The following is a 21,922-nucleotide window of genomic DNA, read 5'->3' on the forward strand; positions in this document are numbered from 1 at the left end:
CCGCTGTGCTCGACGGACAGCTGGTTGCCGCCGACCGATAGCCGGGTCGCCCCGACTGACCGGCATTCGGCCGAAACGGCACAACTGGTGAACGCGGAGTACACATGCTAGAACTCGATCATTTCAGCCACGGCTGGTTGACCCCCGTCATGGCCTACCTGGTCTCCTTTGTCGGATCCGGCCTTGCGCTCCGTTGTGTGACACACGCTCGGTCCTCCGATTGGCCGGGCGGGTGGTTGGCCACCGCCGCCGTCTCCCTCGGTGGGGCGGGCATTTGGGTCATGCATTTCACCGCCATGCTCGGCTTCTCCATTCACGGCGCCACCATCCGTTACGACATTCCGATGACATTGCTCAGCGCCGTCATCGCGGTCGTGGTCGTGTGGGTCGGGCTATCGATCGTGGTACGCGGTCGAAACGAATTCGTGGCACTGCCCATCGGCGGCGCGGTCACCGGACTCGGCGTGGCCGCCATGCACTACCTGGGCATGTACGCGATGAAAACGAACGCACACGTCGAATACGACCGCAACACGGTGGTGGTGTCGATCGTGATCGCGGTGGTCGCGGCCACCGCGGCACTGTGGTTCATGCTGCATGTCCGCGGTCTGTTCGCCACCATCGGCGCCGCGCTGATCATGGGTGTCGCGGTATGCGGAATGCACTACGTCGGGATGACGTCCATGCACGCCAGCCATGCCGACCACCAAGTCGACCGCGGCGGCATCGATCCCCTCCAGCTGGTGTCGCCACTGATCGTGACCGTCACGCTGGTCATCATGATCCTGATGGTCGTGGTGGGACTCGCCGAGATCGATGAACGCAGCACCCGCGAAGCGCTGCCCGTCCGGCGCGCACCACGCGAATCCTCAGCCACGACGACCGGTTCCTGGCCCGTGATCACCGACGTGCGCCCCGACTCCCCGAGTTGGGCGCTGCGTACCAGCTCGCGCACCGAACACCGAAATCGCCATCGCCTCGATTCCGATAGGTAATCGGACCTATCCGCGGCAGTACCGCTCGATGAATCGGCTCAGAATCACACTGGGCACCGTGATCGATTCCCGATGACCGAGCTCGATCAGATCCTCGGCCTCATGCGGTTCGAAATAGCCTGCGTGCCGATAAACTTCGATGCGCAAAGCCAGCCCATCGCTGTCCAATTCGGGATGGAATTGGGTCGCGTACACGTGCTGCCCGACGCGAATCATCTGAACCGGGCAATCGGCCGATACGGCCAGCAGCACCGCACCGGGCGGCACCTCCTGACAGGCCTCCTTGTGTCCGACGAACGCTCGGAATGTCTGTGGGATACCTGCTAGCAGCGGGTCCGTGCGGCCGTGCTCGGTCAGATCGATGGTCTGCGCGCCGACCGGTTCACTGTATTTCTGGACGCTCACCTCGCCGCCGAGCACGTCCGCGAGGATGCCCAATCCGTAGCAGGCGCCCAGATAGGGGAAATCCCGGCCGACGACCTCGGTCATCAGCTTCTTCAGCTTGGGTTCGAATGTCCGCTGGTACCCGTATTTCTGCTCGTCCGGACTGCTGACATTGCTCGGACCGCCACCGACGATGACCGCCGAGTAATCGTCGAGATCGATATCCGGGAATTCCTGATCCATCTGCACCCGGACCGTGTCCCCCTCGGCGAGGTCGGCCATGCGCAGGACGGCGCGGTATTCGTCATCCGCGGCGGGTCGCTCCGGCCGCAACTGCAGAACTAGACACGGCTTGGTCATGCTTCAGATTGTGGAAGATCGGCGGTCAGTTTTCATCCAAGACCGCCTGTAAGAATTCGCGAGTCCGATCCTGCCGGGGATCGGTGAAGATTCGTTCCGGGTCACCGTCCTCGAGCACCCGCCCCGCGTCGAACATCATTACGCGATCGGAAACCTTTCGGGCGAACTGCATTTCGTGGGTGACACAAAGGAAGGTGATCTCGGTATCGGCCGCGATATCGGCCAGCAGATGCAGGACCCCGGTCACCAACTCCGGGTCGAGCGCCGAGGTCACCTCGTCGAGCAGCAGCACTTCCGGCTCCATGGCCAGCGCCCTGGCAATGGCGACTCGCTGCTGCTGACCGCCGGACAGGTGCGCGGGACGGGCGTCGATCTTGTCGGTGAGTCCGACCAGTTCGAGCAACTTTCGCGCCCGGTCCTCGGCGGCGGCCTTGGACTGGCCGAGACCGCGGATCGGGCCCTCGGTGACATTGCGCAGCACGGTCATATTCGGGAACAGATTGAACTGCTGGAACACCATCCCGATCTTGCGGCGCATCCGGCGCAGGTGCGCCGGACCGGCGGGCACCAGTTTGTCACCGCGCCGCTGGTGACTGAGCAATTCCCCGCCCACCTCGATAGTGCCCGCGTCTATCCGCTCGAGCCCCATGAGCAGACGCAGAATGGTGGTCTTACCGGAGCCCGACGGCCCGATCAAAGTGACGAATTCACCTGGCGCAATGGCGAAATCGAGTTCGTCCAGGCACACCGTGGCGCCGTAGCGCTTTTCCACACCGGTGAACCGGATCATCGGTTCAGACACGTCGTTCCAACTTTCGTACCAGGATCGAGCACGGATAGCTCAGCGCGAGGAAGGTCAGACCGGCCGCGAACCAGGCCTCGGGTCCCGCGCCGCCGGTATCGGCGGCGTATTCGGTTTTGACCTGATACACCATGTCCAGAATGACGATCGAGGACAGCAGCGGCACCTCTTTGAACATGGCGATCGTGTAATTGCCGAGCGCGGGCAGCACCCGCGGCACCGCCTGCGGCAGAATCACATCGACCCAGGTGCGCGTGCGCGGCAGATTCAGCGCAGTAGCCGCCTCCCATTGCGCAGCGGGCACCGCCTCGATGCCCGCGCGGAACACCTCCGAGGTGTAGCAGGCATAGTGCACGCCTAGTGCCGTCACACCGACCACCAGCCGTTGGGTGTCGACGGACAGCCCACCGAGCAGATCCGGACGCACCACCCAGTACAAGAAAAAGATCTGTACCAAAAGCGGTGTGCTGCGGATGAATTCGATGAATGCCCACAGCAGCTGATCGATCACCGGAATCCGCAGCCGCCGAATCACCGCGAAGAACAGACCGAGCACATACGCGACCAGCGACCCGAGCAGGGTGTACTGGATCGTGACGAGCAGCCCGTCCCAAATGAAGGGAAAGGCGTCGAAGAAGCGGTCCCACCGCCATTTCTCCATCAGACCCCCACATGTGCCGAGAGTCGAATACTCGAAAGCTTCGGCCGCCGCCCGACCCGCCGCGCTGCCAACAGCTCCAGCACCCGCATGATCACCGTGATCACCACCGCGATCAGCAGGTACACGACCAGCTGAATCCCGTAGATGAGACCGAGCTCGCGAGAGAACGCCGGTACCGCACGCAGTTCATCGGCCTTCTTGAAAACCTCCGGCACCGCGATAAAGCTCAGCAGCGCAGTTGCTTTCACGAGCTGAATGAAGAGATTGTTGAACGACGGCAGCATCTCCACCACGGCCTGCGGCAGGATTACCCGCCACATGCGTTGCGCCGGTGACAGATTCAGCGCGATCGCGGCCTCGACCTGTGCCTGCGGCACAGATCCGATCGCACCCCTGACTATTTCGGCACCGTAGGCGCCGTGATTGAGACCGAGCACGATAATGCCGATGACCAGCAGCCCCTTCGCCGTCGCACCGAGCGATACTCCGAAAAAGATCGGTATCGCCACCGCGAAGAAGAACAGCTGCACCACCTCCGAGCTGCCCCGGAACCCCTCCACATAGATGCGGGTCACGAACCGCACCGGCAGATACGGCGACAGCATGGCGATTCCGGCGACGAAGGACAGCACGGCGGTCAGCGCGATGCCGCCAACCGCCGCCCACAGCGTGAAAGGAAGACCCTGGAGAACCCGCTCGAGGTAGGTCGAGAAATGCGATGACACGAGGTCAAGCCGTGCAGTACTGCTCGGCCGTGGCCGCCGGATCCGCCTCGTTCGCCTTGGTCAGGCCGAACGGCTCCACCAGCTTCAACCATTCACCACTTTCGTGCAGTGCGCGCAGCTCACGGTTGAAGTCCTCGCGGAACTTGTCGTCGCCGATGCGGAAGTTGAAGGTGCCGACATCCGGCTTATTGCCGAAGCGGAAGGACGGGCCGACCGCCAGATTGGCGTCCGGATTGTTCTTCACCAGCCATGCGGCCGTGACGTCCAGCATCGCCGCACCATAGACGTCCTTGTTGCGTACCGCGCGCAGGATGTCGTCCTGTTTGGCCATCGGCTCGATGAGTTGCGATGGCACGCCCGAGGATTGTGCGTAACCGTTCTCGACCGCGCCACCCAGCGTGGCTATCCGGACGTTCTCCCGAGTGATGTCCTCGAACTTGTTGATATTGCGTGGGTTGCCTTCCGGCACCAGGAATGACGAGCCGACTTGATAGTCGGGCGTGGCGAATGCCGAACTCGCACATCGCTTCGGATTGATGAACATGCCCGCCGCGACGAATGCGTAGTTCTTGGCCCGAACACCGTCGATCAATCCGTCGAAATCGGTTACGACGCCTTCGATTTCGTTTATGCCGAGTCGTTTCAATACCGCACGGGCGACGGTCGGCGCATATCCGGTCAGCTGGCCGTCCGCACCGAGGAAGGCCCACGGCGCCTCGTTGGCGAAGCCGACCTTGATCTTGCCCGAGGATTTCGCATCCTCGTAGGTCACGGCCGCCGCATCGTCGCCGCCCAATCCACAGCCCGCTACGACCACAAGGCTGGCCGCAGCCACCGCCGCGGCCATGGCGCGACGCAATCGCCTGCGCGCACCCCCGAATTCGAACTTCATGAACCAGTCCTTCCGCAGACACGCGAGTCGTCCCATGATCTCGGATGAACTTTGCGATCGGCCTGCCGAATTCTTTGCGGTCACATGACGATACGGATCTAAGGTTGTGCGAATACCGACCCGGTCTCGACCAATTCGGCCGCACGGTGCGCAATGGCACTGCCGAGCTCACCGGTCGTCGCGGCGCCGCCGAGATCCGGTGTGCGAATTCGACCTTCGCGCAGGACATCGCAGACCGCGCGATCGACCGCCGCGGCAGCCGCGTATTCGCCCAAGTGCTCCAACAGCATTGCTCCGGCAAGAATCTGCGCGACTGGATTCGCAATGCCCTGGCCGGCGATATCGGGCGCACTACCGTGTACTGACTCGAACATCGACGGCGCCGTCCGCTCGGGATTGATATTGCCCGATGGGGCGAGGCCGAGGCCACCCGTCACCGCGGCGGCCAGGTCGGACAGGATATCGCCGAAGAGATTCGACCCGACGATCACATCGAGCCGATCCGGATGCAGCACGATTTCGGCGGCCAGCGCGTCGACATGCAGCTGCCGGGTCTCCACCTGCGGATATTCCGAGGAAATGCGCTCGAAGATGCTGTCCCAGTACGGCATCGAGTGCAGCAGCCCATTAGATTTGGTGGCCGAGCACAGGCGGCCGTCGCGTTCGAGAGCCCGTTCGAAGGCGTACCGGATGATCCGTTCGCAGCCGACCCGCGTGAAGATCGATTCCTGCCGGACGAATTCATCGGTGCGGCCGGGATGGTGCATGCCGCCGATCGCGGAGTATTCGCCCTCGGAATTCTCCCGCACGATCAGGATGTCCAGGTCTTCGGCGGTACGGTCGCGCAAGGCCGATTCGGTGCCGGGCAACAGTCGGACCGGACGCAGATTCACGTACTGGGCGAAGGCGCGACGCAGCGGAATCAGCAAACCCCACAGCGAAATATGATCGGGTACACCGGGAAAGCCGACCGCACCGAGCAGGATCGCGTCGAATCCGGCCAGTTGACCGGGCGCGTCGGCGGGCATCATCGCTCCGGTGCGCAGGTAATTCTCACAGGACCAGTCGAATTCGGTCCATTCGATACCGGGCAGCACCGCGTCCAGTACCGCTACCGCCTCGGCTGTGACATCGACACCGATGCCGTCGCCGGGAATCGCAGCTATCCGATACTTCGCCCGACCGCCACCCCACATGGAATCGCTCCGCGCTGCTGTACTCATATCCGCACTCCGATGTATTTGGTCTCCAGGAATTCGTCTATGCCGGTGAGTCCGCCCTCACGGCCGAGCCCGGATTCTTTCACGCCGCCGAACGGTGCGGCGGGGTTGGACACTACTCCCTGGTTCAAGCCGACCATGCCGGATTCCAGTGCCTCACACACCCGCAGTCCGCGCCGCAGATTTTCGGTGAAAACATAGCTCACCAATCCGTATGGCGTGTTATTTGCGCGCGCGACGGCCTCGTCTTCGGTATCGAATGCGGCGATCGCTGCGACCGGTCCGAAGATCTCGGTGTGGCACATCTCGGCGTCATCGGGAACATCGGTCAATACCGTTGCGGGATAGAAGTTTCCGAGACCCTCGCGGGCAGCGCCGCCGGTACGCACGGTGGCCCCGCGGCGGACCGCATCGGCGACGAGACCGCTCACCTTGGCCACCGCATCGGCGTCGATCAGCGGGCCGACGACGACTCCCGGTTCGGTCCCACGCCCCATGGGCAGCGCCCTCAGCCGGTCCGCGAGCCGAGTCGCGAATTCGTCAACGACACTGCGCTGCACGAAGATTCGGTTCGCCGCAGTACACGCCTGCCCGATATTGCGCATCTTCGCCGCGAGCGCGCCCTCGACGGCCTCATCCAGGTCCGCGTCGTCGAATACGATGAACGGCGCATTCCCGCCGAGCTCCATCGAGGTGCGCATCACGGTCCGTGCGCACTGCTCGAGCAGCAACTTTCCGACGGCGGTCGAACCGGTGAACGACAGCTTGCGCGAACGGCTGTCCAGAATCAGCGGCGTCATGACCGCCGCCGGATCGGATGTGGTGATCACATTGACGACCCCCGCCGGGACACCGACTCGATCCAGGATGTCGGCCAGCGCCAGCATCGAAAGTGGTGTCTGCTCAGCGGGTTTCACGATGCAGGTGCATCCTGCGGCCAATGCCGGACCGATCTTGCGGGTCCCCATCGCCATCGGGAAGTTCCACGGCGTGATGAGCAGGCTCGGACCGATCGGCTGTCTGGTCACCAGGAAGCGCGAACCACCCGCGGGTGCAGGCATGTACCCTCCGTCCAGACGGACCGCCTCTTCGGCGAACCACCGGAAAAACTCTGCCGCATAAGCAATTTCACCGCGCGCCTCGGCCAGTGGCTTACCCATTTCCAGCGTCATGATCAGTGCGAGTCGTTCGGTATCGCCGAGCAGTGCCCGGTGCGCGTCCATGAGGATGTCGCTGCGCTGCCTCGGCGTCGTTCGCGCCCACTCCGCCTGTGCCCGATCGGCCGCGGCCAAGGCGTCCAGTCCATCGGTCGCATCGGCATCGGCCACCGCACAGAGCAACTGGCCGGTTGCCGGATCGGTGACCGGGAGCGAAGCGGCTGTTCCACGCCACCCGCCGTCGATGAACAGTCCGGTCGGAACCGTGTCGATCGCGGCGCGTTCGGCTGCGGTCAGGGCGGTTTCGGTGAGCATTTGGGCTCCTTTTCATTCCCGACGCGGCCTTCGGCCATTGCTGTGAACCCCGTGCCCATGTTATGCATATTGTCAACAATCCGACAATAGACAATCAGCGGATACGCGCCCGGGAGGCGGATCATGACCGAGTTATCCCCCGTTCTCAAGCAGGCCACCCCGGTAACCGTCGACCACGGATCGGGCTGCTACCTCTACGGCACCGACGGCCGCCGCTATCTCGACTTCACCGCGGGCATCGGCGTAACCAGCACCGGCCACTGCCATCCGCACGTGGTCGCCGCGGCCCAGGCCCAGGTCGCCAGCCTGATCCACGGCCAATACACCACCGTCATGCACCGGCCGCTGCTCGAACTCATCGAGCGACTCGGCACGGTGCTGCCCGAAGGTCTGGACACGCTGTTCTTCGCCAACTCCGGCAGCGAGGCGGTCGAGGCCGCACTGCGCCTGGCCCGCCAGGCCACCGGACGGCCGAATATCGTTGTCTTCCAAGGCGGATTCCACGGTCGCACTGTCGCGGCGGCGACCATGACGACCTCGGGCACCCGCTTCTCCGCAGGATTCAGCCCGCTGATGTCCGGTGTGCACGTGGCACCATTCCCCACCGCCTACCGCTACGGCTGGACCGAGGCCGAGGCCACCGACTTCGCACTGCGCGAACTCGACTACCTCTTCGCCACCGTCACCTCCCCCGCCGAAACCGCCGCATTCGTGGTCGAACCCATGCTCGGTGAGGGCGGCTACATCCCCGGCAACGCCACGTTCTTCCATGGGCTGCGCGAACGGGCGGACCGGCACGGCATTCTGCTCATCTTCGACGAGATCCAGACCGGCTTCGGCCGGACCGGAAAGTTCTTCGGACATCAGCACTTCGACGTCCGGCCCGATGTCATCACCATTGCGAAGGGCCTGGCCAGCGGGTTCCCGCTGTCCGGAATCGCAGCCCCGCGCGAGCTGATGGCCAAGGCCTGGCCGGGCTCGCAGGGCGGCACCTACGGCGGCAATGCGGTGGCCTGTGCGGCGGCGATCGCCACACTCGAGGTGATCGAATCGGAGGGGTTGGTGGACAACGCCGCAGCGCGCGGCACGCAACTGCTGACCGGACTGCGCGAGGGCGCCACCAAGGCGATCGGCGATGTGCGCGGTCTAGGACTGCTCTGTGGCACCGAATTCACCACCGCCACAGGCGAACCCGATACCGCGACCGCCGTCGCGGCCCAGCGGCTCGCGGTCGAGAAGGGGCTGCTGCTGCTCACCTGCGGTGCGTATATGAACGTGGTGCGGATGATCCCGCCGCTGATCGTGACCGATACCCAGATCGACGATGCGCTCGCGATCTGGTCCACCGTGCTCGCCGAACTCCCCGCGTGACCAGGAGGCAGAACCGATGGCCCGCTATATCTCGATCACACTGACCAAGGCGGGCGTCACCTGCCGAGCCCGACTGCTCGACGCGGAGGCACCACGGACCTGCGCGGCGGTGTGGGATGCGCTGCCGCAAGAAGGCGACGCCTTCCACGCCAAATACGCCCGCAACGAGGTGTACACCCTGCTGCCCCGGATCATTGCGGCACCGCATCGGGAAAACCCGACCGTCACCCCCATTCCGGGCGACGTGTGCCTGTTCGATTTCGAAGCGTGGGAGATCGGCAACCCGGCCTACGGCTACGAGCCCGGTACGGCGGCGCACCACGAGCAAGGCGCCACCGACCTCGCTTTGTTCTACGGCCGCAACAACTTACTGATCAACGGGGATATGGGCTGGGTGCCCGGAAATGTCTTCGCCACCATCGAAGAGGGCCTCGCCGATATCGCGACGGCGTGCAACGCGCTCTGGCTGCACGGTGTCCAAGGCGAAACTTTGGCATTCGCCCGCGTCTAATCGGCGCGAGTCCCGGAGGCGAGAAAGATCGGGACGGCGACGAACAGCCGATCGTCGCGTGCCCTAGCGACTTGGCTGTCGAACCAAACACCTTCTCCCGCGATGCCGGCAGCGCAGTGGCATCGCCGACATGGAACTCGCCTGCGGGCCAGCGCTCGACGGCGACCTCGATCATGGCGGGGTCGAGGTCGATGCCGATGGCCCGCACCCCGCGAGCGGCCAGCTCGCCGACGGCGTGCCCGCTCCCGCAACCGACGTCCATAACGGTGTCGCCCAACGCTTCGTAGGTGTGTTCTCGCAGGTTACGGACCTGGGGCAGATCGTCGAAGGCGTCGAGCACGGTGAGCAACGTGGACATGGCCGCACGGACTCGGCGACATCCGGACGATGCTGGCCGCCCGGTCCGCACCAGCCCGCCACGAGGTGACGGTCCGCCACCGTGAGAGGCTGCTGGCTCGGATCGCCCGGGCGCAGGCCGCACTCGACATGCTCGAGGGCGAATGCCCGTACGACGACATCATGACGTGCCCGCGTTTCCAGGGACTCCTGGTTGCTCGACTGCAGTCCTCTTCGGTGACCAATCCCGAGGACGCGACTCAGCCCAGGACGTATTCGGCGTAGCGGGCAACCGCGAGGACCAGATCATCGGAGTGGCGCGGTCCGATGATCTGCAGTCCGACCGGCAGCCCCGCGGCGGTCTTGCCCGCGGGGATACTGATCGCGGGCTGCTGGGTCATATTGAACGGATAGGTGAACGGCGTCCACTGCGGCCAGCCGTCGAGCCCGCTGCCGGGCGGGACATCGTGCCCCGCCTCGAATGCGGTGATCGGCATCGTCGGGGTGATCAGCAGGTCGTAGGTGTCATGGAAGGCGCCCATGGTGATGCCCAGTTGGGCGGCAACCGCGCGGGCGTCGAGATAGTCGACGGCACTGACGGTTTCGCCGCGCTCCCACACCGCGCGCAGTCCCTTGTCCACCTTCTCGCGCGCGCCGTCCGGGAATTTCGCCAACATGGTCGCCGCACCGGCGGCCCACAGCACTTCGAATGCGTCGCGCGGGTCTTCGAAACCCGGATCCGTGGCGATGACCCGCAGCTCGGCATCGGCCAGCCGCCGCACCGCCGAATCCACGATCGCGGCAACCTCCGGGTCGACCTGCGCATAACCGAGCGTCGGCGAGTAGGCGACGGTAAGTCCACGCACCTCACGCGATATCTGGCCGCGAAAGGTCGCCACCGTGGGCGGCAGCGCGGTCGGATCGCGCGGATCGGGCAGCGCCAGAATGTCCATGAGCAGCGCGGCATCCTCGACCGTCCTGGTCATCGGCCCGGCGTGTGCCAGCGGACCGAACGGGCTCGCCGGATACAGCGGGACCCTGCCGTGCGTCGGCTTGAAACCGACGATGCCGCAGAACGCGGCCGGAATGCGAATGCTCCCACCGCCGTCCGTGCCGACCGACACCGGACCCATCCCCGCCGCCACCGCAGCCGCGCTGCCGCCGGAGGATCCGCCCGAGGTTGTCGTGGGATCTACCGGGTTGCGGGTGATGCCGGTCAGCGGGCTGTCGGTGACCCCCTTCCAAGCGATTTCGGGCGTCGTCGTCTTCCCGAGGAACACCATCCCGTCCTCGCGCAGCCGGGCCGCGACCGGGCTGTCCACCTGCCACGGACCACTCGGATCGACCGAGGTGCTGCCGCGCCGAGTCGGCCAGCCCTCGGTCAGGAAAATGTCCTTGATCGAAATCGGTACGCCGTCGAGCAGTCCGCGGGCGTAACCCGAATTCCAGCGCGCCTCAGAATCTTTCGCCTGCACCAATGCGCGATCCGGATCGACCAGACAGTAGGCATTCACCTCACCGTCGCGCGCCGCGATGGCTTCCAGAATCGCCTCGGTCGCCTCGACCGGGGACAGGGTGCCGGCCGCGTAGGCCGAGACCAATTCGACGGCGGTCATCGCGGCCGGTTGCGTATTGCTGTCCGGATAGCTCATGCCTGCACCTCGCTGACGCTCGGCTCCGGCATGCGCAAGGCGCGCCGGCACACGGTTCGCTCACTTCGTTCGCTCACGGCAGGCTCCTTCAGCCGGGCACGTACCCCAGCTCTTTATCGACCACGTTGTCCAAAGTCCGGCCGGCGATCCAATTATCGAAATTGCGGGTGAACGCCGTGACGACCTCGGTTCGCCAGCCGCTGAAATCACCCGAATTGTGCGGAGTAATAAGCACATTCGGCAGATCCCACAGCGGATGCCGCGCCGGTAGCGGTTCCGGATCCACCACATCGAGTGCTGCCCCGGCTATCGATCCGGTGCTGAGTGCGGCGAGAAGGTCGTCGGTCACAACGAGTTCCCCACGGCCGACATTGACAAACCTTGCATGTGGTTTCATCGCGGCGAATGCCTTGGCATCGAACATTTCCCGGGTCTGCGGCGTCAACGGCGCGACCGCGACGACGTAATCGGCAATGGGAAGTTCGGCGAGCAGGTCGGTGCTCACAGTGCCGAAATCCGGGTCGGTGGCCCGCGCCCGGCGTCCCACCGCCCGCACGGTCATACCGGCCGCGCGCAATAACCGCGCGACAGCGCGACCGATCGAGCCGGTTCCGACTATCAGGACGCAGGCGCCCGAAATGCGTTCGGATTCGCGGTGCCGCCATTCGTGGCGTTGCTGCAAACGCAGCGATCCGGACAGATCCTTGGCGAAACCGAGGATCTGCCCCAAGACGTATTCCGCGATGGCCGTATCGAATACGCCACGTGTATTGGTGACCACGACCTCGCTTTCCCGAAGTTCGGGGAACATCACCGGATCCACCCCGGTCGAACCCATATGCAGCCAGCGCAAACGATCGGCCGCGTGCCAGGCCCCGGGGATCGCGCGAGTCAGGAAGTCGTAGACGAACAACGCGTCGGCGCCGCGCAGTGCGTCGGCGAGTCCGGGCGCTTCCGTGTACCGTACTTCGGCTCGATCGGCCACCGGGGCCATGAGGTCCGCGGCGGGCACACTGTCACTGTGCAGGACGGTGACAATCGGGCCCTGTTCCACATTGACACACTAAAATCGCATCGTATGATTGTCAACAATCCGATCGTTCTCGGAGGTCTGACGGCTGAGCGCGAGAGGGGCCGCATTGGAACTCGGCTTTCCCGATATCGAAGGGCCCGTTGCACAACGGGGGATCGGGATCATCGCACCGTTCGACCTCGCACTCGAACGCGAACTCTGGCGCTGGGCGCCGCTCGACGTCAGCCTGCACCTGGCCCGCACGCCGTATGAACCGGTGCCCGTTTCGATGGCGATGGCCGAGCTGGTCTCCAACCCGGTACATCTGACGGCGGCGACGCGCGATGTGATGCATGTCGAGCCGGAAGTCGTTGCCTACCTGTGTACTTCGGGCAGTTTCATCAGGGGGCTCGCCTATGAGAGGTCACTGCGCGACACCATCTGCCGGGCCGGCGCGCAGGACGCCGTCACCACTTCCGGCGCACTCGTGGAGGCGATCCAACATCTGGACATCAGCAGAGTCTCGGTACTCACCCCCTACGACGAAATCCTCACCCACAAACTGCACGACTTCCTCGCCGAGGCGGGCTGCACCGTAATCCGTTCGGACCACCTGGGATTGGGCGGCGGCATCTGGAAGGTCAACTACCGCACCATCGCCGAACGCATCGTCGGCGCGGACGACCCGCAGGCCCAGGCGATCTTCGTCAGCTGTACCAACCTGCCCACCTACGACGTCATCGAGCCGCTCGAACAGGCGCTCGGCAAACCCGTACTCACCGCGAATCAGCTCACCATGTGGGCCTGCCTGGGCCGGATGAAGCTGCCGATGACCGGTCCGGGAAAGTGGCTACTCAACGTTTTCTGATTGGAAGAACATGCAGGCACCCACCGTCGGTTTCATCTACCCGGACCACGCGGCCGAGGACGACTACCCGCTCGCCGCATCGCTGCTCGGCGTGCGGTTGCCGGTGGCCCACATCTACGGAACCGATCTGCACGCCATTCCGGAGCTGCTCGATCTGGGCAGTCCGGACAAACTGCGCCGCGGCGCCGCACTGCTCGCATCGGACAAGCCCGACGCCGTCGTCTGGGCTTGCACCTCAGGGAGTTTCGTATACGGACCGCAGGGTGCGCGGGAACAGGTGCGCGAGCTGGCTTCGGCTGCAGGAGTACCAGCCTCGAGCACCAGCCTCGCCTTCGTCACGGCAGCGCAGGCGCTCGACGTGCGCCGCGTCGCGATCGCAGCGAGCTATCCGGACGAGGTAGCGCGGCTGTTCGTGGAGTTTCTGGCCGATGCCGGAATCGAAGTGGTCGCCTTCTCCAGCGCCGGCATCGACACCGCCGCGGAAGTCGGCACCTTGACCGCCGAGCAGGTGCGCGAGCTGGCGGCCGCCAACGATCATCCCGACGCGCAAGCGCTGCTGATCCCGGACACCGCCATGCACACTCTCGGGGTATTGCCGGAACTCGAGGCCCGCTTGGGCAAGATCGTGTTGACGGCCAATCAGGTCACCATCTGGGAGGGCCTGCGACTTACCGGCAGCACGGTGGCATCCGGGGTGCTCGGCTCTCTCTTCTCGGAAAGGCATATCCATGTCGGTCGTTGATTTCGAGCCGGTTAACCGGCAGTCGACGGCGGAAATGATCGCCGACCGGCTCCGCGAAGCGATCATGCGCGGCAACCTCGCCCCGGGCGCCCAACTCGGCGAGGCCGACCTCGCGACCCGATTCGGCGTATCGCGCGGCCCGGTCCGCGAAGCACTGCAGCGCCTGCTCACCGAGGGCCTGCTGTACAGCATCCGCAACCGCGGCATCTTCGTCATCGAACTGACCATCGACGACGTCGTCGACATCTACCGCGCCCGAACCGCCATCGAAGGCGGCGCCTTGACCCTCATCCTCGACGGCCGCCGAGATATCACCTATGCGGCTTTGGAACCCAGCGTCACCGCCATGTGCGCCCACGCCGAAAACGGCGACGCCGCAGGCGTTTCCGACGCCGACCAAGCCTTCCACGAGGCCCTCGTAGACAGCGCGGGCAGCCCCCGCCTGGTGCGCGCCGCCCGCACCCTTTTGATCGAAACCCGAATGTGCTTGGGGGCGTTGCAAACAACGTATCCGGACCTGCGTGAACAAGCACGAGAGCACGTCGAACTGCGCGATGCGATCGGCTCGGGGCCAGTGCGCAAGGCACGCACGTTACTGGTCGAGCACATGGACGACGCGGTCCAGCGCCTGCACCACCAGTACACCCTCGGTGAGCAGGCGACCTGAGCATCTCGGGGGTGCTGCCCAGCTATCGTTCACTGCTCGAAGCCACCGATCATGACCGCCTGCTGCTCGGTCCGCGCCGACATTCAGGTGTTCTCGACCGTGATGTCCTCGTAGACGATCGTCACCGCTTCCGTCGCCGGACTGTTCGCTCCGGCATCCAGCGACGGCCCCCGCCAATCGGACGCCCGAGCGCGCGCCAAGTGCACACGCTTGACCGGCTTCTTATTCGGGTCCAGCACCATCAACGTGATGTCTTGGCGAGCATCATCCACATCTCGCATGGTCATGGTCGTATAGATCCATTCGGTGAACACCCTGCTCTGGTCCAACCCGCGAATGATCGTGATCTCCCCACTGCGCGCGGAGCCCGGCTGCGTGCCGACGATCACCTCGCCATCCGGAGTCACCTGTTTGATTTCGACCGCGTCCTCCGCGAGCGATAGCCCACTGATCTGCTCAACCGTTTCCACCTGAAACTTTCCCAGATCGACAATGAAGGTGGAGCCGCTGATCGTGTCGCCGATAGCCATGGGAATCTCCTTGCCTGTCGGGGCGCGGCACAGTCCTCGCCATCCGCGAGACCTGCACATACTGTCGCGCCATCGTCTACGTCATGGAGAGCACAACGAACTCGGCCAGAACCCGTGGGGCCATACCCACATCACCCATCATGCGATGATCCATGGCAAGTCCGCAGCAGATCGGACCTATCCGCCCCGATAAGCAGGGTGCCACTGCGACGATGGCGCCACTGGCTACCCCGACTCTGGCAATAACCGCCCAACTCGATCCAAGCGGGCATTTGCCGATCCGGGTCCGGAACTCCTGGCGACGGTGAACCATTGTCTGTGGATGAGGGCATCCCATGAGCGATCTCGGGGAGACCATCAAAGCCCGGCTGGTCGATCATCCGACTGCGTAGCGAAATGGCGAAGGACGACACCCCCGGTACGCAGACGACGTGGGGTCTTGAAATGTCACTGTCCTGACCAGGCGAAATGCTCGCCAGGACAGAGCATTCGAGCAGATACATTGTTCTCGAGCCGCTCATCCAGCGATCTCGACGAGCCTCGAGATTACTTAGCTTCAGCTCAGCAACTCAGGCCTGGTAGTGGTCAGGCGCAGACGCGGTTGAGTTCGTCGGTGTAGGGGTCGAGGTTGGCGACGTTCTCATCTGCCAGCGCGTAGGCGTAGGCGGCGATGACATCCTTCTCCGCGCCCTGGGCCAGATCGGCCAGGCCGCTAAGCCTGTTGGACAGCGCTGTCGCCGTCGCCCCGTCCAGGGTGCCGCCGCTCGTGTCGATCGCGATGTTGATCAGCTCGATGGCCTTGGCGCAGTGGGGGGACTGGGCGTGCGCGGGGGCGGCGGGCAGGAATAGCAGAGCGGCAGCGGCCGCAGCGAGCACAGCGGCGAAAGCCGTCGACTTGGTCACGATTTCCTTTCAGAACGTTGGGCTGATCGTAGCGCCACGGACTGCGACCCCGATCGCCACGCTCGGCACCGGTACCTAGTCAGGAACCGCCAAAGGGACGCGACGGCTGGCCCCCATCGAGACCTCGTTCGGCTTGTGCAGCTGTCACCATCGGCCAGCCCGAGCATCGTCGGAGGTACGGTCCCGGCACCACCATGACGATCAGCACGCCGATACCCGCAACCGCTATCAGCAGCACACCGCCGTCCCCGACAGGGCCCAATGTCCCACGGGCGTAAAGGATTCCGATCTGGTGGCAGAACAGGCAGATGAATATCAGATTCCATTCGGCGAACCGGTTCACCCCGCCGAAGCGCAGCACGTCCACCGCGAATGAGCAGCCCAGCAACACCACCGGCGCCAGCAATGCCGAAACATCGTGTGCGCGAACGGCAAACGGCGCGACCATGGCCGCGATCAGATACACCGCGAGAAACCACAGCGGGCTGGCGACGATATCGGCGGCCGCCGCAGCGGCCGGTTCGGAGAAGGCGTCGAGGCCGACATCGACTGCGACGATGAACGGATCAGCGCGATCATCGGGGTGGTCAGTCGCCGCACCCGCAACCCGAGATAGTCCCCGTAGGTTCGGCCTCGGGCACGGTATCGGTCGACGATCAGGGTGTTGGCGAATCCACCCGCAACGAAGAACATCGGCATCACCTGCAGCGGCCAGGTCAGTACCCCAGACGGGTCGCCCGTGCAGCGCCTGGTCGCCGCGAACGACACCATCGACCACGGTGACCCTGATCGATATCCAGTGCACGACAACCACCACCGTGATCGAGCAGACGCGCACAATATCGATGGCCCAATCGCGCTCGAGCACGTTGGACCGCATCGCCCGGTCGGGCTGGGTCACCATGACTTCGGATTACTCGCCCCGGCTGAACGCGTAGTGAATATGTCGCGTGCAAACCGGCCTCGTATCGCCGTCGAACTGCGCCGACGAGCCTGCCGCGGCCGCTCGACTCGGGACGTCGTGGTCCGCATCGCCGAGGTCTACGTCATGGTGGACGTCGAGGTGTTGCTTCTGCGCGGGATCGACCTGCGATCTCTGGGTTATGAGCCGACGAGGTGCAGCGGACGGTGCCACGGCCTTTTGCTTCGAGTTCGCGCTACGGTAGCTACGTCGGCACTTTCGGACCTACTGCTCGGATTGGGGTGTGTGACGAATCTTCCGCGGATATGCACGCCATGTGGACATTCCTCAACGGCGGCGGCTATCGCGTCGATATCGATGCGCCGCGGAATCCGCGACTGAAGCGAATCCAGCGACGAAGGGAATACTGACATGTCGGAGCTGTCGGCATCGAATTCCACCGCGACGTGGCCGCAACTGCGTGTGGCGGACTGGACGGATACGCGTGACACCCTGCACATGTGGACACAGGTGGTGGGGAAGATCCGGCTCGCCCACGCACCATTGTTGAATCACTGGTGGCAGGTGACCCTGTATGTGAGCCCGCGCGGGCTGACGACCTCGGCAATCCCCTACGCCGACCGCCTCTTCGATATCGAATTCGATTTCCTCGCACACCGATTGGTCATCCGCGCCGACAACGGCGATACCCGCACCGTGGCACTCGCGCCGAAACCGGTGGCGCAGTTCTACACCGAAACCATGCAAGCGCTGGACGAACTCGGGTTCGAGACCCGAATTCAAGGGCACCCCAATGAAGTCGAATTGTCGATCCCGTTCGCTGAGGACACCCAGCACGCCTTCTACGATCCGACGTCCGCGCAGGCGTTCTGGCGGCAACTCGTCCATGCCAACCGCCTGCTCAACGAGTTTCGCTCCGGCTATACCGGCAAGACCAGTCCGGTTCATTTCTATTGGGGCGCAATGGATCTTGCCTACACACGCTTTTCAGGACGGACCGCTCCCGAACACAGCGGCGGCGCACCGCACTGCGCCGACTGGGTCATGGTGGAGGGCTATTCACACGAACTCAGCAGCTGCGGATTCTGGCCCGGCGGTGGTGCGGAGGGCGCGTTCTACGCCTACACCTATCCCGAACCCGACGGCTACCGCGAACGCCGCCTGCAGGTGCCCGGCGCAACCTACGACCCCAACCTGGGTGAATTCGTCCTACCCTATGAAACGGTCCGCACCGCGAACGATCCGAATGCCATGGTCGCCGAGTTCCTCCACGAAACATATGAGGCCGCAGCCGAACTCGGCCATTGGGATCGCAGCACACTCGAATGCGATCCACATCGGTGGGCTCAACAGCGAGCCGCCGCACCCTGGTCACTGCGCTGACCGTCCGCCACAGGAAACGTTCGAGCACGTCACGGCGTTTGCGCGGGGACGTTATCGACGATCGCATGCGACTTCTCGCCCGGCCCGCGCCAGCAAGAATGGCTGCTGGGGGCGCGAAACTCGGTCCAACGCTTGCTATCTCGGATCCGACGGTAGGGCGGACCGATGGCCAGATCAAAGGCGCCGGATAGACTAGCGTGGCAAGCATGGGCCTCGACTATGAAAAGACTCCGACCGTAGAACCCGGTTCTCCGGTCGACCTGCGGCAGAATCAGCCCCACACCGCCCGAATGTATGACTACTACCTCGGTGGCAAGGACCATTACAGCGCGGACGAGGCAGCGGCTGAACAGGTCGTGGGCATCTGGCCGGGAGTGCGGGTGGCCGCCCAGCAGAACAGGGCCTTCATACACCGCGTGACACGGTTCCTCACAAACGCGGGCATTCGTCAATTCCTCGATATCGGAACCGGTATCCCCACCGAGCCGAACCTGCATCAGGTGGCACAACAGGTTGCGCCTGACGCGCGAGTCGTCTACGTCGACAACGATCCGATCGTGCTCGTCCACGCCAGAGCATTGATGGTCAGTTCACATGAGGGGCGTACCAACTACGTCTCCGCCGATGTCAGGACACCCGAAAAGATCCTCAACGCCCCAGGAATGCTCGAGACACTGGACCTGACCCAACCGGTCGCGCTCAGTCTCAACGCCCTGATGCATTTCATCCCCGACGAGCAGGATGCCTACGGAATCGTCGATACTCTGATGGCCGAGCTCGTCCCTGGCTCGTATTTAGTGATGACACACGTCACGCCCGACTTCGATCCGACGGCAATAGCTACCGTGGTCGACATCTACCGCCGAAGCGGCCTGCCATGCCAAGTTCGAAGTCGAGACGAATTCATGCGGTTCTTCCAGGGATTAGAGCTGGTCGATCCCGGTGTAGAGGTGCCGCACCGCTGGCACCCGGACGGTGTCGCACCCCCGAAGAAAATGGACGCGCAGGTGTCCGCCTACGCGGGCGTTGCACGCAAGTAATACAACCCCCGAACCCAGGACACCGACCCGGGACGAGCACAGTTGTCGATGATCAGCCAGGCATCGATACGGTCGCCGGGCTGGCACCCGCCGTCGAACGTGATTCGCCGCCTGGACGAGAGCAACAGCAGCCCAGCGGGACGGTACCGCGGCGAGTCGATACCCCCTCGGTCCCGAGCGGCACCGCCCTCACACGTGGTCGACCAAACCTTTGGCACCCTCGGACACGGCGCAATGCGCGCAGCAGAAGAATCGACCATCTGACTCCACTCCGTGGCCGATGATCTTGCAGTCGCAGTGCTCGCAGATAGGTGCCATGCGGTGGATCGCACATTCGAAGCAGTCGAAGACATGCCGCGTTCCCTGAGCTTCGACGACGATCGGCATAGCGTAATCGTTACCGCAAACCTCACATGCGCTCATGGAACCGTAGGCTACTTCGCGGAACCGGCACCATGTTGCTACTTTCGGATTATGTGCGCCTGACCAGCTCGATCTGCGCGGTGGAGGTCATCGCCCCTAGATCGGCATCGATGTCCGGGCCGCCGACGCCGTATCGCAGCGCCCGCAGATTCGATACGACCTGGTCGACAAATTCGTCGTAGTCCGGGGTTCCACACAGATGCGCTCGGTACACACCCATACCTCAGGCGGACGAGGTCGGGACAGGGTTCGGTGGAGGTTATGGGATGAGTTTCAGATTGGCGGCGTACGCCGTATGCATCGAGGAGGGACAGGTTCTGCTCGCCTGCCACGTTCCACCGAGTGGCGAAACCAGCTGGACTCTTCCGGGTGGTGGGGTCGAGCACGCGGAGGATCCGTTCGATGCGGTGACCCGGGAGCTCACTGAAGAAACCGGATGCGACGGGATCGTTGAACGTCTGCTCGGCGTGGACTCGAGGGTCATCCCCGCTGCCGCTGCGCGGGCCGGTACCGAGCACCAGAATGTCGGCATTTTCTATCAGGTGCGCGTCACCGGCGGCCGGCTCCGGCCTGAGCCGAATGGTGAAACCGCTGAGTCGATCTGGATCCCGATACCTGATGTAGCCTGCCTGCGTCGATCTTCACTTGTGGATATCGGCCTCGCCCTGGCTCGGACGGTTCCGGCGACGGGCCATGTTCCTCCCGTCCCGATCGGTGGGTTGATCCAGCACTGAGGCATGTGCGGCTCAGCAAGCCCCGTCCACCGGTCCGGGAATTCAGAACTTGTCCGGGAACTGAGCTGTTATACAAGATGCGGAGCCGTCTGATAGTCCATCTTGAACCAGAACCGCGCCACCGACACCCACGGCGCTACGCCGCTGCGGCGGCGCCGTAGTCGCAACTGCGCAGCGAGACCGCCTACTCCTCCGAACGGGCCTCGGTCGAGGTAGCTGGAGATTCGCGACAACGCCTGCCGACGTATAGTCGAGTGTATGACCAGTGGCACCGCACCGGCGGCGGCCGGACAGGGCTCGGACCTGTGGGCGCGGGCGTTCGCGGCACTGTACGACCCGCTCCTGTGGAGAGGCGAGCGGGCGGGCATGGGGGCTCGTCGGCGCCAGTTGCTCGGCCGCGCAAGAGGACGGACGGTCGAGCTCGGCAGCGGTACCGGTCTCAACCTGCAGTACTACCCCGACCACCTTGATGAGTTGATCCTGACCGAACCCGAGGCCGCGATGCGTGCGCGGTTGGACCGGCGGCTGCGCGGCACCCCACGTCGGGCGAAGGTGCTCGACGCGTCGGCGGATCAGCTGCCGTTCACGGAAGGATCCGTGGATACGGTCGTCTCCACGCTTGTCTTGTGCACTGTCGACAGCCCCGATGCGGTGTTGCGCGAGATCAAGCGCGTGCTGCGCCCCGACGGCAGGCTGCTGTTCGTCGAACACGTCCGCTCACAGTCGCCGCGACTTGCCCGTTGGCAAGACCGCCTCGAAGGCCCGTGGCGCCGGTTCGCGGAGGGTTGCCGCTGCAACCGCGCCACGCTCGAGCTGATCCGGGCATCCGGATTGGAACTCGACGACGTCCAGGAAGCGACGTGGCGGGGAATGATGGTCCCCATTGTCCGACCGCTGATTATCGGCGCAGCGACCAAAACGGATGGCCGACGCACTTAGCCCGAATCGGCCGACGCAATCTCCCGGATTCGACGCACCATGATTGGCAACGGTTCCCCAGGACGATCGGCGCCGACCCGCCATCCTTGCAATGCCCGGAGGTCGGCCACGCTGGTGTTTGTGGGGCGGGCGGGGCTCGAACCCGCGACCAATGGATTATGAGATCAAACACTGCGAACACTGTCCTGACCAGGCGATACCCTGGTCAGCAGTCTGCAAAAGGGTGGAATACATTGCTGTCGGTCGGCATACGTTGCGATCTTGATGCGTCACAGAGCAGCTCAGGTTCAATCCCGGTATCGCGTACCGTCCGAGGTTGCAACCTGTGGGCGTTCACTATCGCTGATTTCGAGTGATCGGTGAAGTTGGCCCGGCTGC

Annotated in this window: 25 protein-coding genes and 1 pseudogene; 11 read left to right on the top strand and 15 right to left on the bottom strand. The window is 64.2% G+C overall.

Annotated elements, in window-relative coordinates; all coding sequences use genetic code 11:
- Nucleotides 1-104: 104 nt before the first annotated feature.
- A complete protein-coding gene (locus tag ACQPYR_RS32795; RefSeq protein ID WP_433622721.1) occupies nucleotides 105-995 on the top strand; it encodes an MHYT domain-containing protein in 891 nt (296 codons plus the stop codon).
- Nucleotides 996-1,001: 6 nt separating this feature from the next.
- On the opposite strand, the gene ACQPYR_RS32800 is transcribed toward ACQPYR_RS32795, so the two are convergent.
- The 7 genes from ACQPYR_RS32800 to ACQPYR_RS32830 all read right to left on the bottom strand — a co-directional run bounded on the left by ACQPYR_RS32800 (nucleotide 1,002) and on the right by ACQPYR_RS32830 (nucleotide 7,511).
- Nucleotides 1,002-1,739 carry a glutamine amidotransferase gene (locus tag ACQPYR_RS32800; RefSeq protein ID WP_433622722.1) on the bottom strand — a complete coding sequence of 246 codons (738 nt, stop codon included), beginning with the start codon at nucleotides 1,737-1,739 and terminating at the stop codon, nucleotides 1,002-1,004.
- A gap of 25 nt (nucleotides 1,740-1,764) precedes the next feature.
- Nucleotides 1,765-2,529, bottom strand: a complete 765-nt coding sequence (gene ehuA, locus ACQPYR_RS32805; RefSeq protein ID WP_433635310.1) for an ectoine/hydroxyectoine ABC transporter ATP-binding protein EhuA — start codon at nucleotides 2,527-2,529, stop codon at nucleotides 1,765-1,767.
- Nucleotides 2,530-2,533: 4 nt separating this feature from the next.
- On the bottom strand, nucleotides 2,534-3,202 hold the full coding sequence (gene ehuD, locus ACQPYR_RS32810) for an ectoine/hydroxyectoine ABC transporter permease subunit EhuD (RefSeq protein WP_433622723.1): 669 nt from the start codon (nucleotides 3,200-3,202) through the stop codon (nucleotides 2,534-2,536).
- A complete protein-coding gene (locus ACQPYR_RS32815) occupies nucleotides 3,202-3,927 on the bottom strand; it encodes an amino acid ABC transporter permease (RefSeq protein ID WP_433622724.1) in 726 nt (241 codons plus the stop codon). Before ACQPYR_RS32815 ends, ehuD begins: the two co-directional genes overlap by 1 nt.
- A gap of 4 nt (nucleotides 3,928-3,931) precedes the next feature.
- Nucleotides 3,932-4,819 (bottom strand): ectoine/hydroxyectoine ABC transporter substrate-binding protein EhuB, encoded by an 888-nt coding sequence (gene ehuB, locus ACQPYR_RS32820; protein ID WP_169814487.1) that lies wholly within the window; start codon nucleotides 4,817-4,819, stop codon nucleotides 3,932-3,934.
- A gap of 98 nt (nucleotides 4,820-4,917) precedes the next feature.
- Nucleotides 4,918-6,015, bottom strand: a complete 1,098-nt coding sequence (locus ACQPYR_RS32825; protein ID WP_433635311.1) for a tartrate dehydrogenase — start codon at nucleotides 6,013-6,015, stop codon at nucleotides 4,918-4,920.
- A 23-nt stretch (nucleotides 6,016-6,038) separates the two neighbouring features.
- A complete protein-coding gene (locus tag ACQPYR_RS32830; protein WP_433622725.1) occupies nucleotides 6,039-7,511 on the bottom strand; it encodes an NAD-dependent succinate-semialdehyde dehydrogenase in 1,473 nt (490 codons plus the stop codon).
- 123 nt (nucleotides 7,512-7,634) lie between these two features.
- Here ACQPYR_RS32830 and ACQPYR_RS32835 point away from each other — a divergent pair, with 123 nt between their 5' ends.
- Together ACQPYR_RS32835 and ACQPYR_RS32840 are read left to right on the top strand one after the other, a co-directional pair.
- Nucleotides 7,635-8,882, top strand: a complete 1,248-nt coding sequence (locus ACQPYR_RS32835) for an aspartate aminotransferase family protein (RefSeq protein ID WP_433622726.1) — start codon at nucleotides 7,635-7,637, stop codon at nucleotides 8,880-8,882.
- A 16-nt stretch (nucleotides 8,883-8,898) separates the two neighbouring features.
- Entirely contained in the window at nucleotides 8,899-9,393 is a 495-nt protein-coding gene (locus ACQPYR_RS32840; protein WP_433622727.1) for a DUF3830 family protein, read from the top strand.
- A gap of 100 nt (nucleotides 9,394-9,493) precedes the next feature.
- Here ACQPYR_RS32840 and ACQPYR_RS32845 read toward each other — a convergent pair.
- Nucleotides 9,494-9,751, bottom strand: a pseudogene (locus ACQPYR_RS32845) (class I SAM-dependent methyltransferase); the annotation flags it as partial.
- 29 nt (nucleotides 9,752-9,780) lie between these two features.
- On the opposite strand from ACQPYR_RS32845, the gene ACQPYR_RS32850 reads away from it, so the two are divergent.
- Nucleotides 9,781-10,014, top strand: a complete 234-nt coding sequence (locus ACQPYR_RS32850; RefSeq protein ID WP_433622728.1) for a hypothetical protein — start codon at nucleotides 9,781-9,783, stop codon at nucleotides 10,012-10,014.
- On the opposite strand, the gene ACQPYR_RS32855 is transcribed toward ACQPYR_RS32850, so the two are convergent.
- Nucleotides 9,990-11,381, bottom strand: a complete 1,392-nt coding sequence (locus ACQPYR_RS32855; RefSeq protein WP_433622729.1) for an amidase — start codon at nucleotides 11,379-11,381, stop codon at nucleotides 9,990-9,992. The two genes, ACQPYR_RS32850 and ACQPYR_RS32855, sit on opposite strands and share 25 nt — an antisense overlap.
- Before the next feature lie 88 nt (nucleotides 11,382-11,469).
- Nucleotides 11,470-12,435, bottom strand: a complete 966-nt coding sequence (locus tag ACQPYR_RS32860; protein ID WP_433622730.1) for a D-2-hydroxyacid dehydrogenase — start codon at nucleotides 12,433-12,435, stop codon at nucleotides 11,470-11,472.
- Between the two features lie 85 nt (nucleotides 12,436-12,520).
- On the opposite strand from ACQPYR_RS32860, the gene ACQPYR_RS32865 reads away from it, so the two are divergent.
- The 3 genes from ACQPYR_RS32865 to ACQPYR_RS32875 are packed head-to-tail and all read left to right on the top strand — an operon-like array spanning nucleotide 12,521 to nucleotide 14,670.
- A complete protein-coding gene (locus ACQPYR_RS32865) occupies nucleotides 12,521-13,261 on the top strand; it encodes a maleate cis-trans isomerase family protein (RefSeq protein WP_063040696.1) in 741 nt (246 codons plus the stop codon).
- Nucleotides 13,262-13,271: 10 nt separating this feature from the next.
- On the top strand, nucleotides 13,272-14,003 hold the full coding sequence (locus tag ACQPYR_RS32870; RefSeq protein WP_433622731.1) for a maleate cis-trans isomerase family protein: 732 nt from the start codon (nucleotides 13,272-13,274) through the stop codon (nucleotides 14,001-14,003).
- Entirely contained in the window at nucleotides 13,990-14,670 is a 681-nt protein-coding gene (locus ACQPYR_RS32875; RefSeq protein ID WP_433622732.1) for a GntR family transcriptional regulator, read from the top strand. The genes ACQPYR_RS32870 and ACQPYR_RS32875 overlap by 14 nt, the downstream gene beginning before the upstream one ends.
- Before the next feature lie 83 nt (nucleotides 14,671-14,753).
- Here ACQPYR_RS32875 and ACQPYR_RS32880 read toward each other — a convergent pair whose 3' ends face one another.
- From ACQPYR_RS32880 to ACQPYR_RS32890, 3 genes are all read right to left on the bottom strand, one after another.
- Nucleotides 14,754-15,200, bottom strand: a complete 447-nt coding sequence (locus ACQPYR_RS32880; RefSeq protein ID WP_433622733.1) for a phage tail protein — start codon at nucleotides 15,198-15,200, stop codon at nucleotides 14,754-14,756.
- A 585-nt stretch (nucleotides 15,201-15,785) separates the two neighbouring features.
- Entirely contained in the window at nucleotides 15,786-16,103 is a 318-nt protein-coding gene (locus ACQPYR_RS32885; RefSeq protein WP_433622734.1) for a hypothetical protein, read from the bottom strand.
- 79 nt (nucleotides 16,104-16,182) lie between these two features.
- Nucleotides 16,183-17,007, bottom strand: coding sequence for a hypothetical protein (locus tag ACQPYR_RS32890; RefSeq protein WP_433622735.1), 825 nt, complete (start codon nucleotides 17,005-17,007; stop codon nucleotides 16,183-16,185).
- Between the two features lie 429 nt (nucleotides 17,008-17,436).
- On the opposite strand from ACQPYR_RS32890, the gene ACQPYR_RS32895 reads away from it, so the two are divergent.
- Nucleotides 17,437-18,408, top strand: coding sequence for a DUF5996 family protein (locus tag ACQPYR_RS32895; RefSeq protein WP_433622736.1), 972 nt, complete (start codon nucleotides 17,437-17,439; stop codon nucleotides 18,406-18,408).
- A 206-nt stretch (nucleotides 18,409-18,614) separates the two neighbouring features.
- Entirely contained in the window at nucleotides 18,615-19,448 is an 834-nt protein-coding gene (locus ACQPYR_RS32900) for an SAM-dependent methyltransferase (RefSeq protein WP_433622737.1), read from the top strand.
- Nucleotides 19,449-19,637: 189 nt separating this feature from the next.
- On the opposite strand, the gene ACQPYR_RS32905 is transcribed toward ACQPYR_RS32900, so the two are convergent.
- Both ACQPYR_RS32905 and ACQPYR_RS32910 read right to left on the bottom strand, forming a co-directional pair.
- A complete protein-coding gene (locus ACQPYR_RS32905) occupies nucleotides 19,638-19,835 on the bottom strand; it encodes a hypothetical protein (protein ID WP_433598837.1) in 198 nt (65 codons plus the stop codon).
- A gap of 85 nt (nucleotides 19,836-19,920) precedes the next feature.
- Nucleotides 19,921-20,085: a hypothetical protein gene (locus tag ACQPYR_RS32910; RefSeq protein WP_433622738.1), complete on the bottom strand. Its 165-nt coding sequence runs from the start codon at nucleotides 20,083-20,085 to the stop codon at nucleotides 19,921-19,923.
- A gap of 64 nt (nucleotides 20,086-20,149) precedes the next feature.
- On the opposite strand from ACQPYR_RS32910, the gene ACQPYR_RS32915 reads away from it, so the two are divergent.
- Nucleotides 20,150-20,605, top strand: coding sequence for an NUDIX hydrolase (locus ACQPYR_RS32915; RefSeq protein WP_433622739.1), 456 nt, complete (start codon nucleotides 20,150-20,152; stop codon nucleotides 20,603-20,605).
- A 258-nt stretch (nucleotides 20,606-20,863) separates the two neighbouring features.
- A complete protein-coding gene (locus tag ACQPYR_RS32920) occupies nucleotides 20,864-21,544 on the top strand; it encodes a class I SAM-dependent methyltransferase (protein WP_433622740.1) in 681 nt (226 codons plus the stop codon).
- Nucleotides 21,545-21,922 lie beyond the last annotated feature (378 nt).

It is taken from the genome of Nocardia sp. CA-120079, assembly GCF_050955745.1.
Classification (GTDB): Bacteria; Actinomycetota; Actinomycetes; order Mycobacteriales; family Mycobacteriaceae; genus Nocardia.

Excerpts from the sequence above, each read along its gene's own strand:
- ACQPYR_RS32875 (WP_433622732.1), top strand. The coding sequence starts at position 13,990 with ATGTCGGTCGTTGATTTCGAGCCGGTTAACCGGCAGTCGACGGCGGAA.
- ACQPYR_RS32835 (WP_433622726.1), top strand. The coding sequence starts at position 7,635 with ATGACCGAGTTATCCCCCGTTCTCAAGCAGGCCACCCCGGTAACCGTC.
- ACQPYR_RS32800 (WP_433622722.1), bottom strand. The coding sequence starts at position 1,739 with ATGACCAAGCCGTGTCTAGTTCTGCAGTTGCGGCCGGAGCGACCCGCC.
- ACQPYR_RS32895 (WP_433622736.1), top strand. The coding sequence starts at position 17,437 with ATGTCGGAGCTGTCGGCATCGAATTCCACCGCGACGTGGCCGCAACTG.
- ACQPYR_RS32870 (WP_433622731.1), top strand. The coding sequence starts at position 13,272 with ATGCAGGCACCCACCGTCGGTTTCATCTACCCGGACCACGCGGCCGAG.
- ehuD (WP_433622723.1), bottom strand. The coding sequence starts at position 3,202 with ATGGAGAAATGGCGGTGGGACCGCTTCTTCGACGCCTTTCCCTTCATT.
- ACQPYR_RS32840 (WP_433622727.1), top strand. The coding sequence starts at position 8,899 with ATGGCCCGCTATATCTCGATCACACTGACCAAGGCGGGCGTCACCTGC.
- ACQPYR_RS32900 (WP_433622737.1), top strand. The coding sequence starts at position 18,615 with ATGGGCCTCGACTATGAAAAGACTCCGACCGTAGAACCCGGTTCTCCG.
- ehuA (WP_433635310.1), bottom strand. The coding sequence starts at position 2,529 with ATGATCCGGTTCACCGGTGTGGAAAAGCGCTACGGCGCCACGGTGTGC.
- ACQPYR_RS32880 (WP_433622733.1), bottom strand. The coding sequence starts at position 15,200 with ATGGCTATCGGCGACACGATCAGCGGCTCCACCTTCATTGTCGATCTG.
- ACQPYR_RS32795 (WP_433622721.1), top strand. The coding sequence starts at position 105 with ATGCTAGAACTCGATCATTTCAGCCACGGCTGGTTGACCCCCGTCATG.
- ACQPYR_RS32830 (WP_433622725.1), bottom strand. The coding sequence starts at position 7,511 with ATGCTCACCGAAACCGCCCTGACCGCAGCCGAACGCGCCGCGATCGAC.
- ACQPYR_RS32855 (WP_433622729.1), bottom strand. The coding sequence starts at position 11,381 with ATGAGCTATCCGGACAGCAATACGCAACCGGCCGCGATGACCGCCGTC.
- ehuB (WP_169814487.1), bottom strand. The coding sequence starts at position 4,819 with ATGAAGTTCGAATTCGGGGGTGCGCGCAGGCGATTGCGTCGCGCCATG.
- ACQPYR_RS32920 (WP_433622740.1), top strand. The coding sequence starts at position 20,864 with ATGACCAGTGGCACCGCACCGGCGGCGGCCGGACAGGGCTCGGACCTG.
- ACQPYR_RS32850 (WP_433622728.1), top strand. The coding sequence starts at position 9,781 with ATGCTGGCCGCCCGGTCCGCACCAGCCCGCCACGAGGTGACGGTCCGC.
- ACQPYR_RS32905 (WP_433598837.1), bottom strand. The coding sequence starts at position 19,835 with ATGCCGATCGTCGTCGAAGCTCAGGGAACGCGGCATGTCTTCGACTGC.
- ACQPYR_RS32890 (WP_433622735.1), bottom strand. The coding sequence starts at position 17,007 with ATGGTGACCCAGCCCGACCGGGCGATGCGGTCCAACGTGCTCGAGCGC.
- ACQPYR_RS32825 (WP_433635311.1), bottom strand. The coding sequence starts at position 6,015 with ATGTGGGGTGGCGGTCGGGCGAAGTATCGGATAGCTGCGATTCCCGGC.